General features: G+C 50.5%; 14 protein-coding genes. 12 read left to right on the top strand and 2 right to left on the bottom strand.

The annotated features are described in order from the left end of the window. Nucleotides 1-15: 15 nt before the first annotated feature. On the top strand, nt 16-780 hold the full coding sequence (locus G358_RS0108905; RefSeq protein ID WP_019636865.1) for an ABC transporter ATP-binding protein: 765 nt from the start codon (nt 16-18) through the stop codon (nt 778-780). Next, nucleotides 770-2728, top strand: a complete 1959-nt coding sequence (locus G358_RS0108910; protein ID WP_019636866.1) for an ABC transporter permease — start codon at nt 770-772, stop codon at nt 2726-2728. Before G358_RS0108905 ends, G358_RS0108910 begins: the two co-directional genes overlap by 11 nt. Nucleotides 2729-2928: 200 nt before the next feature. Here the strand turns inward: G358_RS0108910 and G358_RS0108915 are convergent, their stop codons facing one another. Beyond that, nucleotides 2929-3900, bottom strand: coding sequence for a bile acid:sodium symporter family protein (locus G358_RS0108915; RefSeq protein WP_019636867.1), 972 nt, complete (start codon nt 3898-3900; stop codon nt 2929-2931). A gap of 272 nt (nt 3901-4172) precedes the next feature. Further along, the gene (locus tag G358_RS0108920) at nt 4173-5333 is read right to left on the bottom strand and encodes a serine hydrolase domain-containing protein (RefSeq protein WP_019636868.1); all 1161 of its coding nucleotides are present in this window, start codon (nt 5331-5333) and stop codon (nt 4173-4175) included. 216 nt (nt 5334-5549) lie between these two features. On the opposite strand from G358_RS0108920, the gene G358_RS0108925 reads away from it, so the two are divergent. The 10 genes from G358_RS0108925 (at nt 5550) to G358_RS0108970 (ending at nt 17888) form a co-directional block, all read left to right on the top strand. Next, nucleotides 5550-7076 carry a sugar ABC transporter ATP-binding protein gene (locus G358_RS0108925; RefSeq protein ID WP_026342156.1) on the top strand — a complete coding sequence of 509 codons (1527 nt, stop codon included), beginning with the start codon at nt 5550-5552 and terminating at the stop codon, nt 7074-7076. 292 nt (nt 7077-7368) lie between these two features. Continuing rightward, complete coding sequence (locus G358_RS0108930; RefSeq protein WP_240479995.1) at nt 7369-8253, top strand: ABC transporter permease; 885 nt, start codon at nt 7369-7371, stop codon at nt 8251-8253. Between the two features lie 92 nt (nt 8254-8345). After that, nucleotides 8346-9332: an ABC transporter substrate-binding protein gene (locus tag G358_RS0108935; protein WP_205621522.1), complete on the top strand. Its 987-nt coding sequence runs from the start codon at nt 8346-8348 to the stop codon at nt 9330-9332. A 200-nt stretch (nt 9333-9532) separates the two neighbouring features. Next, a complete protein-coding gene (locus tag G358_RS0108940; protein WP_019636872.1) occupies nt 9533-11155 on the top strand; it encodes a response regulator in 1623 nt (540 codons plus the stop codon). Between the two features lies 1 nt (nt 11156). After that, nucleotides 11157-13112, top strand: a complete 1956-nt coding sequence (locus G358_RS0108945; protein WP_019636873.1) for a cache domain-containing sensor histidine kinase — start codon at nt 11157-11159, stop codon at nt 13110-13112. Beyond that, on the top strand, nt 13084-14076 hold the full coding sequence (locus G358_RS0108950) for a substrate-binding domain-containing protein (RefSeq protein ID WP_019636874.1): 993 nt from the start codon (nt 13084-13086) through the stop codon (nt 14074-14076). The genes G358_RS0108945 and G358_RS0108950 overlap by 29 nt, the downstream gene beginning before the upstream one ends. Nucleotides 14077-14237: 161 nt before the next feature. Beyond that, nucleotides 14238-14645, top strand: coding sequence for a DUF5360 family protein (locus G358_RS0108955; RefSeq protein WP_019636875.1), 408 nt, complete (start codon nt 14238-14240; stop codon nt 14643-14645). A 195-nt stretch (nt 14646-14840) separates the two neighbouring features. Then, a complete protein-coding gene (locus G358_RS0108960; protein WP_019636876.1) occupies nt 14841-15845 on the top strand; it encodes a Gfo/Idh/MocA family protein in 1005 nt (334 codons plus the stop codon). A 15-nt stretch (nt 15846-15860) separates the two neighbouring features. After that, on the top strand, nt 15861-16799 hold the full coding sequence (locus tag G358_RS0108965) for a helix-turn-helix domain-containing protein (RefSeq protein ID WP_240479984.1): 939 nt from the start codon (nt 15861-15863) through the stop codon (nt 16797-16799). A gap of 6 nt (nt 16800-16805) precedes the next feature. Next, complete coding sequence (locus tag G358_RS0108970) at nt 16806-17888, top strand: Gfo/Idh/MocA family protein (protein WP_019636878.1); 1083 nt, start codon at nt 16806-16808, stop codon at nt 17886-17888. Nucleotides 17889-17913 lie beyond the last annotated feature (25 nt).

Raw genomic sequence — 17913 nt, forward strand, 5'->3', positions numbered from 1 at the left:
GAGGGAGATGAAACCGTGAGCGTATTGGAAGCTAGGGAAGTTAAAAAGGTATACGGCGTACAGAACGGGGACAACACGACAGTCGCACTGGATTCAATCAGCTTTAATGTCGAAGAGGGGGATTTCATCGGCATCATGGGTCCATCCGGCAGCGGAAAGACCACCCTGCTCAATATATTGAGCGGCATCGGCAAGCCGAGCTATGGTGAGGTGTATATTGCGGGCAAAAACATCACCTCCCTTGATAAAAATGAAATGGCGCTCTTCCGCAGGAAGCATCTGGGCTTCGTGTTCCAGGAATTCAATTTGATGGACAGCCTGACCCTCAAGGAAAACGTTATGCTGCCAATGATCCTCGACAAGCGGGATAAGGAAGAAATGGAAGCAAAAAGCGAGGAATTGATGCGTCTTCTGGATATCAGCCATATCGGAAACAAATATCCTTTCAATGTATCGGGCGGCCAGCAGCAGCGGGTGGCGGTCAGCCGGGCGCTGGTCAATGATCCGGACATTATTTTTGCCGATGAGCCGACGGGAAACCTCGATTCCAAGTCCTCTAATGCCGTCATGAAATGTATCGAGAAAATGAACCGGGAGCGCAACAGTACCATTCTGATGGTTACCCATGATGCCTTCGCCGCCAGCTTCTGCAAGAAAATCATTTTCATCAAAGACGGTGCGATCTGTATGGAGATTTTGAGCAATGGGGTGCGCAAGGAATTTTTCGATCAAATCCTTGACTGCCTGGCTGTCATCGGAGGGGAACGCAATGACGTTTAGAGACGTTACGATCAAAAACTTTAAGCGCAATATCCGCAACTTTTTCTCCTATTTTATTTGCAGTACCTTTGCGATTACGATCTTTTTCCTGTATGCGGCTCTACTGTTCAATACCAGCGTACGCGAAGCGGCGACGGAAGATGTGATCATGATCGTACTGATGCTGAGTTTGGCCGCATTGACGCTGTTCTCGGTATTCTTCATCAATTATGCGCACTCTTCGTTCATCAAGTCCAGAAGCAAGGAATTCGCCATCTTTATGTCACTTGGGATGCACAAGAACGATCTCCAGAAGATCATTCTGCTGGAGAATCTGATTATCAGCGTGTCTTCAATGATTATAGGCATTTTGACCGGATCGATTTTTTCCAGGCTGTTTCAGCATGTGGCCATTGATTTACTTGATCTGGAGGGGGTCTCCTACTCCCTGAGCGCGGCGAGCTTCATCGTTACCGCGCTTGTCTTTACAATCATCTTCGTCATCTCCCACATGATCTCCAGCGTGAAGGTTGGTAAGCTGGATATTGCCGATTTAATGAAGGACTCCCGCAAGAACGACAACAAAGCGAAGCATCATGGAGGATGGCCGGGCCTTGTGGGCGTGGGACTTGTATTGGCCTCGATTGTCCTGCTGGTGGTCATTTCGAATCATGAGAAACTGAATACGAATCCGTTTATGATCATCACCTACATTTTAATAAGCTTCATCGGTATTTATATGGTCATTTCGCATCTCGGCAACGCGTTGATTGGATTTCTGAAGAACAAGCAGTTCTACTACGACCACATCCTGCCGATTACTGAAATCAACCATAAATTCAACCAAAACAAACGCATCATGTTCATCCTGAGCATCCTCAGCGGCATGACCATCTTTCTGGTAGCTTCACCGTTCTCGCTGCTGCAATTGTCGGAAAGTATCGCCGAACGCAACAAGCACGACATTGAGTTCGTATCGGTGGCGGGCGTGCACGCCATTCCGGCAAACGAGTTAGAGGGACTGCTGAACCAGGCTTCCAACCCGCTCAAGAATATTAAAGAAACGCCATTCCTATACCTGAGAATGAATCTGGAAGGCGACAAGTACGATGTGCTGAGGACCAAGCCGATTGTCTCGCAAAATATGTATAACGCGCTGACCGGAGAGAACGTACAGGTCGGCGCGGGCGAAGCACTGAACATCATTACGGCGTGGGAGCCGGGCTCGCACGGTATTGAACAAGGCGCGGACATTCAGTTTACCGACGGGAAGCAGACTTTCAATTTCAAAATTTCATCCTCCTACCACGGCGACTGGATTACCAGCGCCGGCTCGTATCCGACTAGTTCCGGCATTGTTATAAGCAACGAGGACTATGCGGATATGCAGGCCAAGGTGAATCCCGCGGCGGTTGGCACTCACTACGGAATTGATTTCGAATCATGGAAAGGCACGGAAGCTGTGGTGTTGAAGCTAAAGGATACACTGAAGGCCATGGATAAAGACGGAAGCGGCCAGTTGTTCCAGGTCGTATCCAAAGTAGATGCCTTCAAGGAATTGAAAAAAAATTACTCGCTGTTTGTTTTTGTAACCATGTTGATCGGTGTACTTTTCTTCGTTGCCGGCGGTATGGTGCTGTACTTCAAGCAATATACCGAGATGGACAATGCCAGCGTCTTTTTCCGTAAGTTGTACAAGATCGGCATCAGTGACAAGGAGATTCGCAGCGCTGTGACTGCAGAACTGCTGATCACCTTCTTTGTTCCGCTGCTGCTGGGCAGCGTACTCGGCTACTGCTTCATCTATCTGATGACCCATGTCATGAGCGGCTCTGATATTATCGGCGAGTTTATGCTCAACGCAACGATTGTGGTGGCAATTTATTTTGCCTTCCAGCTCAGCTTCTGCCTCATGACCAAGCGCAAATACAGCCAGGAAGTGGTTCGCAAATTGACCAGTGCGGCATGATGGCAATGCGGTACAGGATTGCGCGGCGCAGCCAATCGACCGCAGCCAGGGCAGCCTTGATCGCAGCAAAGTCGACTTAGGGATCAGGCAAGCAAGCTTACAGCTACAAGCAGTTATCCTTTGAACACAGACTCCACAGGCTGACGGCCAGTTTAAGCTGGCCGTATTACAGCAGGAAATTGAAAAAAGTTGGTGGGACGTCAGGAGACGGAAGCTGTATTGGCTTGCGGGTCCTGCGTTCGATTGTATTTGCCTAATAAAAATCCGGCCAGTGAAGCCAGCATTTGCTGAAAAACCATGCCCAGCACGACCGGAACGGCAACCGGAGCGGGGAAGTAGGTTACGGCCAGCACGGCTCCGGCGCTAATGTTGCGCATACCGCCATTGAAGATGAGGGCAACTTTGTCCGCATAATTCCAGCCCATCAGTCTGCAGAAGCCATAGCCGAGTAAATAACCGATGGAGGCAATGATGACGATTATGACCGCCAGCCCCGCCAACCGAAGGCTAATATCCATAAGATAAGGGGCAACGACCGAGCCGTTAATGGCAACAATTGTGGCCATCGTAAGTTTGGAGACCGGGTTCAGCCTGGGTCCCCATACGGGAGCGATTGCTCCTTTGGTCCATTCATTTAAAATCATGCCAATGAGCGAAGGAACGACAATCATCCAGAAAAGGCTGATCATCATTGCGGCCGCGTCCAGCTGCACGTCTGCGCCGATGAGCAAGGATAGAACGCCGGGAACGATAAACGGAGCCAGCAGCGTATCGATGAGGATAATCGACAAGGTCAAGGCAATATTTCCTTTGTATATGCTGACCCAGACAAAACTGGTAACCCCGGTCGGAATGCTGGCAGCAAGTACAAGACCAGTGATCATGTGAATGTCCCCGGAATAGAAAGCATAACCGAAACCCAACGCAATCATAGGCATCGCCAGATGTAAAATGAACAGACATACGATTAAAGGCAGCGGCCTTTTAAGCACATTCATGAAGTCTTTGAAACCTAGGCTGATGCTCCCGGCGAACGTCATGAAGGCGAACAGCCACGGGGAAAGATAAGTAAATGAAGCGAGTCGGCTGCCGCAAATGATGCCAATGAGAATGCTCGCCGGGGTAATTAAAGGCATCATTCGGTTCAGCCAGCGATTTATGATGTGCAGCATGTTGTATAACTTCCTTTTTTTCAACTATAGGTTATGACATACTCCTATATTAATAGAAGAAACAAGATGTTCAAGTAAAAAATCCCGCCCTGAATGACGATGCCGTTACAATTTTCAAAAAATTGGATAAAGGTACAACTAGCGCTTAACATTAGCAGTCCAATTGACGCTCTGTGGTAAAAGTGTAAGAAACATAAATAAAAAGCCAACCTACCCGCGTGATAATTAGGGCAATTGGCTTTTTGAATTTTTGCGGTGCCCGTCGGCTTAAATTACAAGCTCCCATAAGCCGCTGCGCGGATACGCAGGTGATGATACTCCTCCATGTTAGGGAATAATTGATGCATGTACACTACCGAGAAGCCTTCGCTTGGATCGATGGAAGCCCAGGTGCCTGCGGCGCCGGTCCAGCCGAATTCACCAATGGAGCTGTTGGAATGGCCGGCCGCCGGATCCATCATCGTTCTGACGCCAAGCCCGTAGCCGTAACCAGCAAGGTAGGAATTGTGGAAGTCAGCTAGCTGTTTGTCGTTCAAGTGATTGGTTCGCATCAAGTCTATCGTCTTCCGGCCGATAATTCTCTCCCCGTTCCAAACCCCGCCGTTGGCCAGCATTTGCGTGAAGGCCAGATAATCTTTCAAGGTGGAATAGAGTCCGACACCACCGCCTTCATATATTGAGTCCACCTGATGATGCTCATCAAGCCAGCCGGGAACCTCCTGCAGAGATCCATCTGCGGCAGGGCTATAACAGGAAGCCATCCGCTCCTCGATATTATCGCGATAACGGTATCCTGTGCTGGTCATTCCCAGCGGGCTGAACAGCTCCTCCTGCAAAAACTGGCCTAGCGTTTTGCCGGAAACGACCTCGATCAAAGCGCCGACCAAGTCGTGCCCGTACCCGTAAAGCCACTGCGTGCCCGGTTCAAAGGCCAGCGGAACCTGAGCTGCTGCTTTGGCTTCTGTGAGCAGGCTGTATTTTCCATGCTCGTCCTTTAGTTTCTGCTGCAGAGCCCTTAGCTGCCGGGCCGATTCGGATTCCCCAAAGGGGTAAGGAATTCCTGCGGTCATGCAGAACGCGTCTTTGATAAGAATCGGGTTTTTGGCGGCTTCCATATAGATTTCGCCGTTCGGTTTGGTCTTGACGACCTGCGGATTTTTAAATTCGGGAATGTATTCATGCAGCGGCTCATTCAGGAGAAAATGTCCTCTTTCGAAGAGCATCATGGCTGCGGTACATACGACAACTTTTGTCATGGAGAACAACCGGAACACCGTTTCGTCAGATATCGGGATTTCTTTACTTACATTGGCGTAACCGTGATAGCCTTCATACAAAATCTCCCCATGTCTTGCTACAGCGCAGGCACAGCCAGCAAGATTCTTCTTCGTAAAGCCGTCCAGCAATGCGTCCAGATGCCGAAAATCTCCCATACCAGATCCCCCGTTTCATTGATTTAAAATCATCTTATTCTGAAAAAATTTCATATATCCGTGAATAAAGTCATCATACTGCAAACAGCACTTTTGCGGCAAATCCCCATTTTTAAAATCATAAAATTTTAAACGTTTTTCAGTAGATTATTCCACTCTAATTAAAGTGCCGTCCCTATAAACTATTTGTGAGTATGAAGGAACCGAGGTGAAATGATGAACGACATTCTGGTCTCCATGAAAGGGATCGATAAACAGTTTCCAGGCGTTAGAGCTTTGAACAAGTGTAATTTCGAGCTGAAAGCGGGTGAGGTTCATGCGCTTGTCGGTGAGAACGGGGCAGGCAAATCCACGCTGATGAAAATTTTGACGGGCGTATACCGGAAAGATGGCGGCACGATTTTCTATAAAGGAAATAGTGTGGACATACCGGATACGAGGACGGCTCGCGAGCTGGGCATTAGTATCATTCATCAGGAACTGCAGCTCATGCCTGATTTAACGGTAGCGCAAAACATTTATATCGGCCGGGAGCCCAAAAAATACAGAGGTTTGCTAACGGATGAGAAAAAGCTGAACGAGCAGGCGAGCGCCCTGTTCGCAGAGCTGAACGCCAGACTGGATCCCAAAGCTAAGGTCGCCGGTCTTACTGTAGCGATGCAGCAGATGGTCGAAATTTCGAAAGCGCTTTCCTTTCGGTCTGAAGTGTTGATTATGGATGAACCTACTGCGGCTTTGACAGACGGGGAAATCGATGATTTGTTCCGGGTAATCGAACAGCTGCGCGAGAAGGGTGTAGGTATTGTCTATATTTCACACCGGATGGATGAATTGAAACGGATTACCGACCGGATCACTGTCATGCGCGATGGCTGTTATGTAGATACGGTGGAAACGTCCGGAGTAGATGTCGATGACATCATTACGATGATGGTAGGCAGGCAAATTTACGCCGTCTCCAGGCCGGATATTACGGAGGTGAGTGAGGAAAAGGTATTGGAAGTGAACAATCTCTCACGCGGGACTGCCGTAAAAAATGTCAGCTTTCATTTGAAAAAAGGGGAAATTCTCGGTTTTGCAGGGTTAATGGGGGCGGGAAGAACCGAAGTGGCCCGGGCTATTTTTGCAGCGGAATCTCCTGATGAGGGGGAAATCTACGTTCATGGAAAAAGGGTGCGAATAAAAACTCCGGCCGACGCCGTAAAGCATGGAATCGGCTACTTGTCAGAAGACCGCAAGCGTTATGGATTGATGGTCGATATGGATGTGAAAAGCAACATCTCCATCGCCACGCTGCGGAAATACCGGAAAGCCTTTGGCTGGATGAAGCGGGAGGCGATACGCAAAGAGGCGGAGGAACGGGTTGCCGAGCTGAACATTAAAACGCCCGGGGTAAATCAGATTGTGAAGTTTCTGTCAGGGGGCAACCAGCAAAAAGTCGTTATTGGAAAATGGCTGACGCGCGACAGCGACATTCTGATGATCGACGAGCCTACCCGCGGTATTGACGTTGGGGCGAAAGCAGAGATTTACAAGCTGCTGGATGATTTGGTGAGCCAAGGCAAATCGATCATTATGATTTCCTCAGAGCTGCCTGAGGTGCTGCGGATGAGCCACCGTGTGCTGGTTATGTGCGAGGGGCGGATTACCGGAGAGCTTTCCCGCGAGGAAGCGACCCAGGAGGCGATTATGAAATACGCCACCATGCGCGGGGATGCCAGGGTTGTGGCGGGCCAGGGCTGAGCCCATAAACAGGATACGGGCTGAGTCTCCACAAAACTAGGCGTATGCTTGCGAAGCAAGTTTTGTTGCGAAGCAGTTCCATAGCAGTAATGCTTCACAAAACTAAGCCCATGCTTACGAAGCAAGTTTTGTTGCGAAGCAGTTCCATAGCAGTAATGCTTCACAAAACTTTTAGGAGGTCAAACCAATGGCTGAACTTGGCAAACCGGCCGCAAATGCCGCAGCCGCAAGACCGGCAGCGGTGCTCAAAGCCGGGGCCACGCAAAAAGTACTGGCATTCGCCAGTCTCATTATGCTCATCGTCGTATTTTCATTATCGTCGGAAAATTTTTTCCGCTTTGACAATCTGATCGGAATTATGTTATCCACAGCCGTTATCGGCGTGCTTGCGCTGGGCTCTACATTCGTCATCATTACCGGGGGAATTGACCTTTCCGTCGGCACGGTTATGACGTTTTGTTCGGTCATGGTCGGCGTGATCGTTACTTTCTGGCAATTGCCGATCCCGCTCGGCATCCTTGGCGGAGTGCTGACGGGGGCGGCCTGCGGCTTCATTAGCGGCTGGCTCGTAACGAAGATGAGTATCCCGCCGTTTATCGCCACGCTCGGCATGATGATGGTGACAAAGGGGTTGTCGCTTGTTGTATCCGGCACAAAGCCAATCTATTTCAATGAAACCCCCGGCTTCTCCAAAATCTCGATGGCAACGTTATTCGGCATCCCTTCCGCTGTGTTCATTTTTTTCGGTTTGGCGGTGCTGGCCAGCATCGTGCTCTCGAAGACGATCATCGGCAGGTATAATTTTGCGCTAGGCAGCAACGAAGAGGCTACCCGGCTGTCCGGGGTCAATGTGACCTTTTGGAAAATCATCATTTATATCATCACTGGCATTTTCGCCGGTATCGCCGGCATCATGATGGCGTCGCGGCTGAACTCGGCCCAGCCATCGCTTGGCACGGGCTACGAGCTGGAAGCAATCGCAGCGGTGGTCATTGGCGGAACCTCGTTAAGCGGCGGGCGCGGCTCTATTCTTGGCACTGTCATCGGCGCGCTGATCATGAGCGTACTAACAAACGGGCTGCGAATATTGTCGGTCCCGCAGGAATGGCAGACTGTTATCGTTGGCGGAGTTGTTATTTTGGCGGTTTATGCTGATATACTGCGGCGCCGTAAGTAATAGTCCATTTAATTAATAACTAAAAAGGGGAGATCAATATGCGGGTAAACAAACGGATGATGGCGGTCGTGATGTTATTACTGACGGCAATCATGCTCAGCGCTTGTGGCGAGGTCGGTAAAAACAATGGGACAAACGGAGGCGGTGCCAAGAGCACGAGCAATAATAGCGGCACCTCCGGTTCGGAAAACAAGGGCAAAGGGCAAGAGAAGCTGTATATTCCTCTAATCTCCAAGGGTTTCCAGCACCAATTCTGGCAGGCGGTGAAGCAGGGAGCCGAGAAAGCGGCGGAGGAATACGACGTGCAAATAACGTTCGAGGGGCCGGAGACCGAGTCCCAGGTCGATAAGCAGATTGAAATGCTGCAGGCGGCTCTGGACAAAAAGCCCGATGCACTTGGTCTTGCGGCACTCGACAGCCAAGCAGCAGTACAGCTGTTGGAGAAGGCCAAGGCAGCGGGCATTCCGGTGATCGGCTTCGATTCCGGTGTAGACAGTGATATTCCGATCGCCACAGCCGCTACCGACAATAAAGCTGCCGCCGCGCTGGCCGCCGACAAGATGGCTGAATATATCGGCGGAGAAGGAGAAATCGCGCTTATTGTCCATGATCAGACGAGTCGCACGGGCGTAGATCGACGCGATGGATTTATGGAGCAAATCAAGGAGAAATATCCGGACATCCAAATCGTCGACGTGCAGTATGGCGGCGGGGATCAGCTGAAATCGACCGACCTGGCCAAGGCCGTGATGCAGGCTCATCCAGACTTGAAGGGGATTTTTGGCTCGAATGAAGGCTCTGCAATCGGTGTTGTCAACGCGGTGAACGAGCTGGGGAAAATCGGTAAAGTTACGATCATCGGCTTTGACTCCGGCAAACTGCAAACGGACGCGATCCGCCACGGCACGATGGCCGGAGCGGTAACCCAAGACCCGATCGGTATCGGCTACTGGACCGTGAAAGCAGCGGTCATGGCCGTTCGCGGCGAAGCGGTAGAGCAAAGCATCGATACTGGATTTCACTGGTACGACCAGTCCAATATTGATGCTGAAGATATTAAACCTCTTTTATACGAATAAAGCCGATACGAATAAAGTCTTTCAATAATATCTATACGAATAAAGTTGATTTGACAGACGGATACGGAATACGGCCTTTGTTTAAGGCTGCAGCCGTATCCGTCGGCCTATGAACAAGGTACAAATGTAAGCGCTGTCGAATATCAGTGAATGAATCTGCCGCACAACTTCCGCATACCTGAACGAGGAGGGGGAGCGACTTGTATAAGCTGATAGTTGTCGATGACGAGGATGAAGTAAGAGAAGGAATCAGGCTGAAGACGGATTGGAACGCCTGTGGCTTTGAACTGGCCGGGGATTACAGCAACGGCCGGGATGCTCTCGAGGCCGTGGAGCAGCTGCGCCCCGATGTCATTATTACCGACATTTGCATGCCATTTATGGATGGACTGGAGCTGGCGCAAAACGTTGCGCTTCTTTACCGCGACATTCGCATCGTAATCGTTACAGGCCATGAGCATTTTGAGTATGCTCAGCAGGCGATTAAGTTGAAGGTGCATGATTATTTACTGAAGCCGGTGAACCTGAGGGAAATTACTTGCTTTTTGCAGAAAATGAAGCAGGAACTGGACGAAGAGCGATTGAGGCGGGAGGATTTGAGTCTGCTGCGCCTTCGGCTGAACGAAAGCCTGCCCTTGCTGCGTGAACGGTTTTTGGAAAAAATCGTGACTACCCCGGTGCGAGAAGCGGAGATCGAACGCAAGTTTCGTTATTTTCAGCTGGATTTGGCCGGTCCGGCTTATGTTGCTCTTGTAGCCGATCTCGATGAAAACGGCTATCGCGAGGCTGAAACGAATGCCGCTCAAGCTGCAGACTATACGGAACTGCACCGTTTTGCCGTGTTTAACATTTTTGAGGAGATCTTTGTGAAGGAGAGAGGAGGAGCCGCATTCCGGACGCGCGATGACAAAATTGGGCTTCTGCTGTCCGGTCAAAACCGGGAGCTGGAGTCGGCGGCACAAACTGCAGCCGAGCAGGCCAGGTATGCGGTAGAGAAATATTTGCGGAGCTCCGTCTCGATCGGAGTCGGACGAATGTGCCAGCTGCGGAGCGAGCTGAGGCAATCGTACCAGGAAGCTTGCTCGGCGCTGGAATATCGTTTTTTGTATGGACGGGGGCGGGTGCTGTCGAATCAGGATGTTGAGTATGGTAAGCAGGGAGAACGTGCGGGATACAACGTTTTTGAGAAAAAGCTGATAGCGGCTCTGAAGACAGGTAAAGCCGACCTTGTATCCGAGGAGCTGGAGGAAGGGTTCAACCAGCTAAGGCGGGCTGCCTCGCCTCCCCGGCGCTGCTATGCCTCAGCACATCGTCTGCTTGTGGTGCTTATGAACATGGTCACAGATGCGGGCTTCGATGATGAGGAATTGTTCGGGGAAGACCCCTTCTCCCAAATACCGCCGATTCAGACGATTGATGATTTGCAAAACTGGCTGGATTTCAACTGCCGCAGGGTTATTGCATTTCTGTCTGAACAGCGTGCCGGCCTTAGCGCATGGCAGGTACAGCAGGCGACCGCCTACATTGAACAGCACTTCAGCGACCCGGAGCTTGCTTTAGGCCAGGTTTGTCAGCATGTATACCTTAGCGCAAGTTATTTCAGCGCTTTGTTCAAGCAGCATACCGGCAGTACATTTGTGGAATATGTAACCCGCCTGCGCATCGGCAAGGCTAAGGAGCTGCTGGCGCTGACCTGCTTGAAATCGTATCACATCGCCAGCAGAGTCGGGTACGCTGACCCGCAGTATTTCAGTGTCATATTCAAAAGAATGACCGGATTCACTCCGAAGGAATACCGCGCATCTCTAAAGGAGAGTCTGTAGCATGGCGAAATGGAGCAGACTTCAGTTCAGAAGTATACGTACGGAAATCGCCGTCGCTTTTTCCTGTCTGATCGTTTGTACGACAGTTGTCCTTACGCTGAATACCTTTTTGCTGTCCTCCGATGCGGTGAAGAAAAACTCCAGCCGCTACACAGCCAAACTGATTGAACAAGTCAACACTAATCTCGCGACTTACGTGGGAAATATGACCAGCATTTCCGACATGGCGATGCAGCATGCCGATCTGCAGGCGCTAATGCGGTTAAAGGATCCACAGGGGGAGGAAGGGCAGGAGTACACGAGGCGGACCGCTGATTTTTTTCGGGCGGTCGCGGAGTCGAGGGAGGATATCGCCGCAATATTGTTTATAGGGGGAAATGGGGCGATCGTATCCGACAGAAATCGGCAAGGGCTGAAAGATTACGGGGAGCTGACACGTCAGGAATGGTATGAGACGGCCAAGGCGGCGGATGGCCGTGAGGTCATTTCCTCCTCCCGGGTGCAGCACCTGTTTCATGGAGAATACCGCTGGGTCGTTTCGATCTGCAGGCAAATCGGAGCGGAAGCGGCAGGTCCAGGCCTAGGCCCGGGCAGCTCAGGCTCGGACTTGGGCTCGAGTTCGAGTTCGAGTTCGAGTTCGAGTTCGGGGGGGACCGCTGATGGTGTGCTGCTGGTCGATTTAAACTATAACGTCATTAATGATTTGGGGCAGTCGCTGCAAATGGGCAGCCGCGGGTATGTATTTATTGTTGCGCCGGATGGGAGCTTTGTCTATCATCCGCAGCAGCAGCTTGTCTATTCCGGGCTGAAATCAGAGCCAATCGGAGCGATTCTGGACGCAGAGGATGCTGCTTTTGAGATGGAGAACGACGGTACTCCCAAAACGTACATGGTGCGGAATTCTGTATTCGGCTGGAAAATCGTTGGGGTGATTGACCCGGAAGAGCTGGCGGGAAATAAACGGCAAATGCAGAGCACCTCTTTTTTGTGGGGCGGTATTTCCCTCGTGCTCGCCTTGGGCCTATCTCTTCTATTGTCATTGAAATTGACCGAACCGGTTAAAAATTTGGGGCGGCAAATGAAAAAACTCGAAACCGGCAATTTCGACGTCAGGGTTGATATTACTGGTGTAAATGAAATCGGCAGACTGGCGAGGACGTTTAATTTGATGGCCGGGAAAATCAAGCAGCTCGTCAATCAGCTCGTACTGGAGCAGGAACAGAAGCGGGTCAGTGAGCTCAAAGCGCTTCAGGCGCAAATCCAGCCGCATTTTTTGTATAATACGCTCGACTCTATCATTTGGATGGCTGAGATGGACAAATCGGCGGAGGTCGTAACGATGACCTCAGCGTTATCCAAGCTGCTCCGCTCCAGCATCAGCAGCGGGGAGGAGCTTGTCTCGATTCGGGCAGAGCTGGAGCACGTTCAGAGTTATTTGACGATTCAGATGATCCGTTACCGGGACAAGTTCACTTATACGTTGGATGTCGAACCGGCTATTCTCGATTGCAAGACGATTAAGCTCGTTCTCCAGCCGCTGGTGGAAAATGCGATTTATCACGGGATTCGCAACAAGGTTGAGGCTGGGCATATTACCGTTCACGGCCGTCGAACGGCTGGAGGAATCAAGCTCGGCGTCAGTGATGACGGCCTAGGTATGACCCCAGAGCAGAAAGAGCGTCTTATAGCTGCACTGAGTCAGTCTGGATATTCCAACTCCTCCTTGCTTGAGTTGGCGCTGGACCGATATAAGTGGACGGAAGCGGAAGCGCATGGCCGCAGCTCCGGTGGTGTGGGACTGTATAATGTAAATCATCGCGTTCAGCTGCATTTTGGACGGAAGTATGGGGTTACCGTCACAAGCGAGCTGGAGGAAGGGACGACGGTTTTGCTGCGCATTCCTGAATTGAACGAAAGGGGGCAGTCCGGTGCGGGGGCGGATACTGATTTTAATTAATTGCGTTGTGCTTATGGCTTTGCTAATCGGGTCATTCCTCTTTGTTAACCGGCATATGACTCCTGCAACGCCTGTCATTTGGTATGTGCCGAAGGCACTTGATTCCAGCGTGGAATTTTGGGTTACGCTGCATCAAGGCGTAACGGCCGCAGCCGAAGAATACGGCGCTCAAATTATTGTGAAGGGGACGGAGACCGAAAGTGACAGCAGCGGGCAAATTACGCTCCTTCGCCAGGCGCTTGTCGAGAAGCCGGATGCCGTTATCCTGGCAGCCACCGACCAGCGGCTGCTTCTGCCCGTGGCGGAAGAGCTGACAGCGGCGGGAATCAAGCTGCTCACCGTCGATTCGGGACTTGAGGGCGGCCAGACGGCGAGCTTTATAGGCACGGATAACTATGAGGCTGGGCAAAAAGCGGGAATCATGATGGCCGAGGCCATTCGCGGTGAAGGGCTCGTCGGGATTATAAACACCGTTTATGGCTCGGAAGCCGCACTGCAGCGGGAACAGGGAGTCAGGGATACGCTGCGGCTCTATCCTCGGATTACCGTGCTGGAGAGCAGTTATAGCGGCGCAATCCGGACGCGGGCGTATGAACTTGCGCGGAAATTGCTGGAACTGGAGCCCGAACTGTGCGGCATCGTGGCCCTGAACGAACCGACGGCTGTTGGGGCGGCGCAGGCAGTGGCCGAGCTGCAGGCTGTGCGTCAGGTGAAGCTGATTGGCTTCGACAGTTCGATGCGGGAGGTCGTCTACTTGGAGGAGGGCGTGCTGCAGGCAACGGTTGTGCAGAAACCTTTTAATATGGGGTACTTGGCTGTAAAAACTGCGATTGATGTCATCAAGGGGCGCGATGTTAATGACGTGATCAACACCGGGTCTGTCGTCATCACGAAGGAGAATATGTTTGTTCCTGAGCATCAAAAGCTGCTGTTTCCGTTCTTGGAGGATACACAAGCGAATTAAGGCAGCTGGAGAAACAGTTAAACGGACGGAAAACGATTCTATCGGAAACGACACTATGGATAACGATTCCATAATGTGGTTGAACTAACTATACAAAAAGGATTAAAATGACAATGGGCGGCAGGCTCAATTAAAAATACGAATCAGGGTGGGGGGGTTGCATGGAAGCTATTCAAAAAGAGCCGTCGATGCGTGTGTTGAAGTGGTTTTTTCTCGTTGTAGACTTGGCTTTTATAATGTACTTCAGCGCCACGGCAATGGGGCTCATTCCGGCAGAATATGCTTATTCAGATTATACCAATCCAATATTGGTTGCCTGGAATTGGTCCTTTTTTCCTCTAGACATGGCCATCTCGCTTACAGGCTTGAGTGCAATTTATTTGCATCGAAAGAGATGTAAGGAGTGGAAATCCATCGCATTAATTTCACTTGTTCTTACATTTTGTTCCGGATTAATGGCGATTTCCTACTGGGGAATTCGCTTGGAATTAGATCCCGTGTGGTGGATACCGAATTTGGCCTTGATGCTGTATCCTTTATTTTTTATTCCTCGCTTTTTAAAAGTATAATGCACAATTCACAAATTATGCGCTGGACCACAAGGTCTGGCGCTTTTTATTGCTCTGTAGCGGTTGTGACTCCGTCTCTATATGTCGTAATTTTATATATTTTTGTCGTATAGTTCTACTAAAAAAATGCATTCTATTGTGGTACCTTAGTACATAGATGTCAGGAAATTATATAAAAATCGGGAGGTTGCGAAATTGAGCATTCGTATTGGCAAGGCCAGCTTTTGGCATGTTCACGCCTGGGATTATACCAGGGAAGCCCAAGCGCATCAGAATACCGAAATTGCGGCGGTATGGGATGAAAATCCCGAACGCGGAAAGAAAGCGGCCGAGGAACTGGGTGTGCCCTATTATGTTACCTTGGCAGACATGCTTGCCCAGGACGATTTGGACGCGATTATAGTGGACGCGCCAACGAATCAACATAAGGAGGTTATGATTGCCGCGGCCAGAGCAGGCAAACATATTTTTACGGAAAAAGTGGTTGCCCCGACGCTTAAGGAAGTTCATGAAATTATCGGTGAAGTCGCCCAAAACGGCGTAAAATTAACCGTTTCTTTACCGCGGTTAAATGACGGTTACACGCTGGCTATTCAACATATTTTGGACCAGGGGCTGCTGGGCGAAATTACTTACGTCAGGGTGCGCTTGTCCCATAACGGCGCGATTGCCAATTGGCTTCCGGAGCACTTCTACAATCTGGAGCAATGCGGCGGAGGAGCGCTGATCGATCTTGGCTGCCATCCGATGTATTTGACCCGTTTGTTCCTGGGACAGGAAGTGACGGGAGTGAGCGCGAACTTTGGCTATATTACAGGAAAAGAAGTTGAAGATAACGCCATGGTGACGTTACATACGGAATCCGGGGCAATTGGTGTAGTTGAGGCGGGATTTGTAAACAGCTACTCACCGTTTACAGTAGAGGTTCATGGTACGGAAGGAACAATATTGTACGGCATGCCGGAAGGCAAATTGCTGCTAAGATCAAATCGAGCGGCTGACTCCGGGAAGGAGTGGACCGAGCAGCCGTGCCCTGACAGACGTGAAAGCGCCTTTGAGCAGTGGGTGGGGCATATTCAGAACGATACTTTGGCCACTGAAAATGTTCAGATAGCTATGGAGCTCACGCGCTTAATGGAAGCGGCAAACCTCTCGGCCCGGGAAAGACGCATGGTCCGGCCGGAAGAGCTAAGCCGCTAATCTATGGATGGCAGTATGAATTTGAATAATGCTTATCCCTTCGAGGTCATGTTTGAGAAGCACGATATGCTCGAGCGGCTGGATATTGTAATTTCTTGGGGGCATTACGAAATATCCGTACTCCGATTTCATTTGATTTCATTTGAGCCGGGAAGAATCGTCGATTTTCATAATCATGCCGAATTTGAATTTCATTTTATTCCGCGCGGGAAAGGCAAAGTCATTCTTGGGGAGCGTACGTATTCGTTATCTGCGGGCATGTTCTATTTGACAGGCCCCGGCGTCATGCATTATCAGGAAGCTTCTCCTGAGGAGGCGATGGATGAGCTATGTCTGCATGTCGATATCACCCGTAAACACAATCCTGATGCCGACCCCTGGGAAGCAGCGGAAGCTGAGGAGTGCATGGAAAAGCTGCGCGAGCTGCCGATAAAGCCAGCGGTGGACAGCCACCGGGCGATGAACTGCTTTCTTGAGGCGTATGAAGCTTGCGAAGGAAAGTATCGGGGATACTATACTTCGATTAAACAGCAGGTCATCAGCATTTTGTTAAAAGTGGTGAGGGCTTACGATTCCGGTGAAATGAGCGCCGAAGCGCCGATCAGGGATATGCTCGTCTCCCGTTATCAATACGCTGTCCAGTACATGGAGGCCAATTCCCCGGCGAGCCTCACGCTGGAAAATGTCGCCGAAAAGCTGAATATCAGCCCCCGGCAGCTGCAAAGAATTTTTAGAAATATCAATGCCGAAATGCCCTTCAGCAAGGTGCTGGAAAGTATCAGATTACAGGCCGTTTGCCGCCGGCTCGAGGAAAGCTCCTGGTCCATTGAGCGAATTGCCGAATCTGAAGGATTTTCAAATGCGACATATTTACATCAAGTGTTCCGCAAACGCTTCGGGATGACTCCTTCGGACTATCGAAAAGCGAAGGATCCAAATAAACAATTGAGGTGAACAAAAATGAAAAAAGTTTATCGCATCGGAATTATTGGTTGTGGCGGAATCGCCAACGGAAAGCATTTACCCAGCCTGGGCAAAATAAATGATGTGCAACTTGTCGCATTTTGTGACATTATCCCTGAACGTGCCGAAGAAGCCGCAGCCAAGTACGGCATAGAGGGAGCCAAGGTTTATACGGATTATAAGGAGCTTTTGAAGGATGGGTCTCTTGATATCGTACATGTGCTTACGCCAAATGACTCGCATGCCGATATTTCTATCGCTGCGCTGGAAGCCGGCAAGCATGTCATGTGTGAGAAGCCGATGGCCAAGACGGCGGCCGATGCCAGAAGGATGGTAGAAGCGGCGAAACGTACGGGCAAAAAGCTGACGATCGGCTACAACAATCGTTTCCGCGAGGACAGCATGTACTTGAAGAAGATGTGCCAGGAAGGAAAGCTGGGCCACATTTACTATGCTAAAGCCCACGCTATCCGCAGGAGAGCTGTTCCGACCTGGGGCGTATTTTTGGATGAAGAGAAGCAGGGCGGCGGGCCGCTTATCGATATCGGAACGCATGCGCTTGATTTGACGCTCTGGATGCTGGATAATTACAAACCAAAAGTCGTTTTGGGGACGAAGTATCATGAGCTATCGCAAAGGGAAAATGCGGCAAACGCCTGGGGGCCGTGGGATCCGAAGCAGTTTACGGTGGAGGATTCGGCGTTTGGGATGATTGTCATGGAGAATGGCGCAACGATTATGCTAGAATCCAGTTGGGCGCTCAATTCACTTGAAGTGGATGAAGCAAAATGCAGCCTTAGCGGGACTGAAGCGGGAGCGGATATGAAGAACGGGCTTCGTATTAACGGCGAGGAATTCAGCCGCTTGTATACGAAGGAGATCGACCTCAGCGCGGGCGGGGTAGCTTTTTATGACGGTAACGCCGAGAACGCAGCAGATGTGGAAATGAGAAAATGGATTGAAGCGGTTGATCAAGATTTGGAGCCTGTGGTTACGCCTGAACAGGCTTGCGTCGTCTCGGAAATTTTGGAGGCGATCTATGAATCGGCACGTACCGGCAAGGCTGTATATTTGAACTGATCCTTGCAGTTGAAGCAAGGAATGT

This window comes from Paenibacillus fonticola DSM 21315 (genome assembly GCF_000381905.1).
Taxonomy (GTDB): domain Bacteria; phylum Bacillota; class Bacilli; order Paenibacillales; family Paenibacillaceae; genus Fontibacillus; species Fontibacillus fonticola.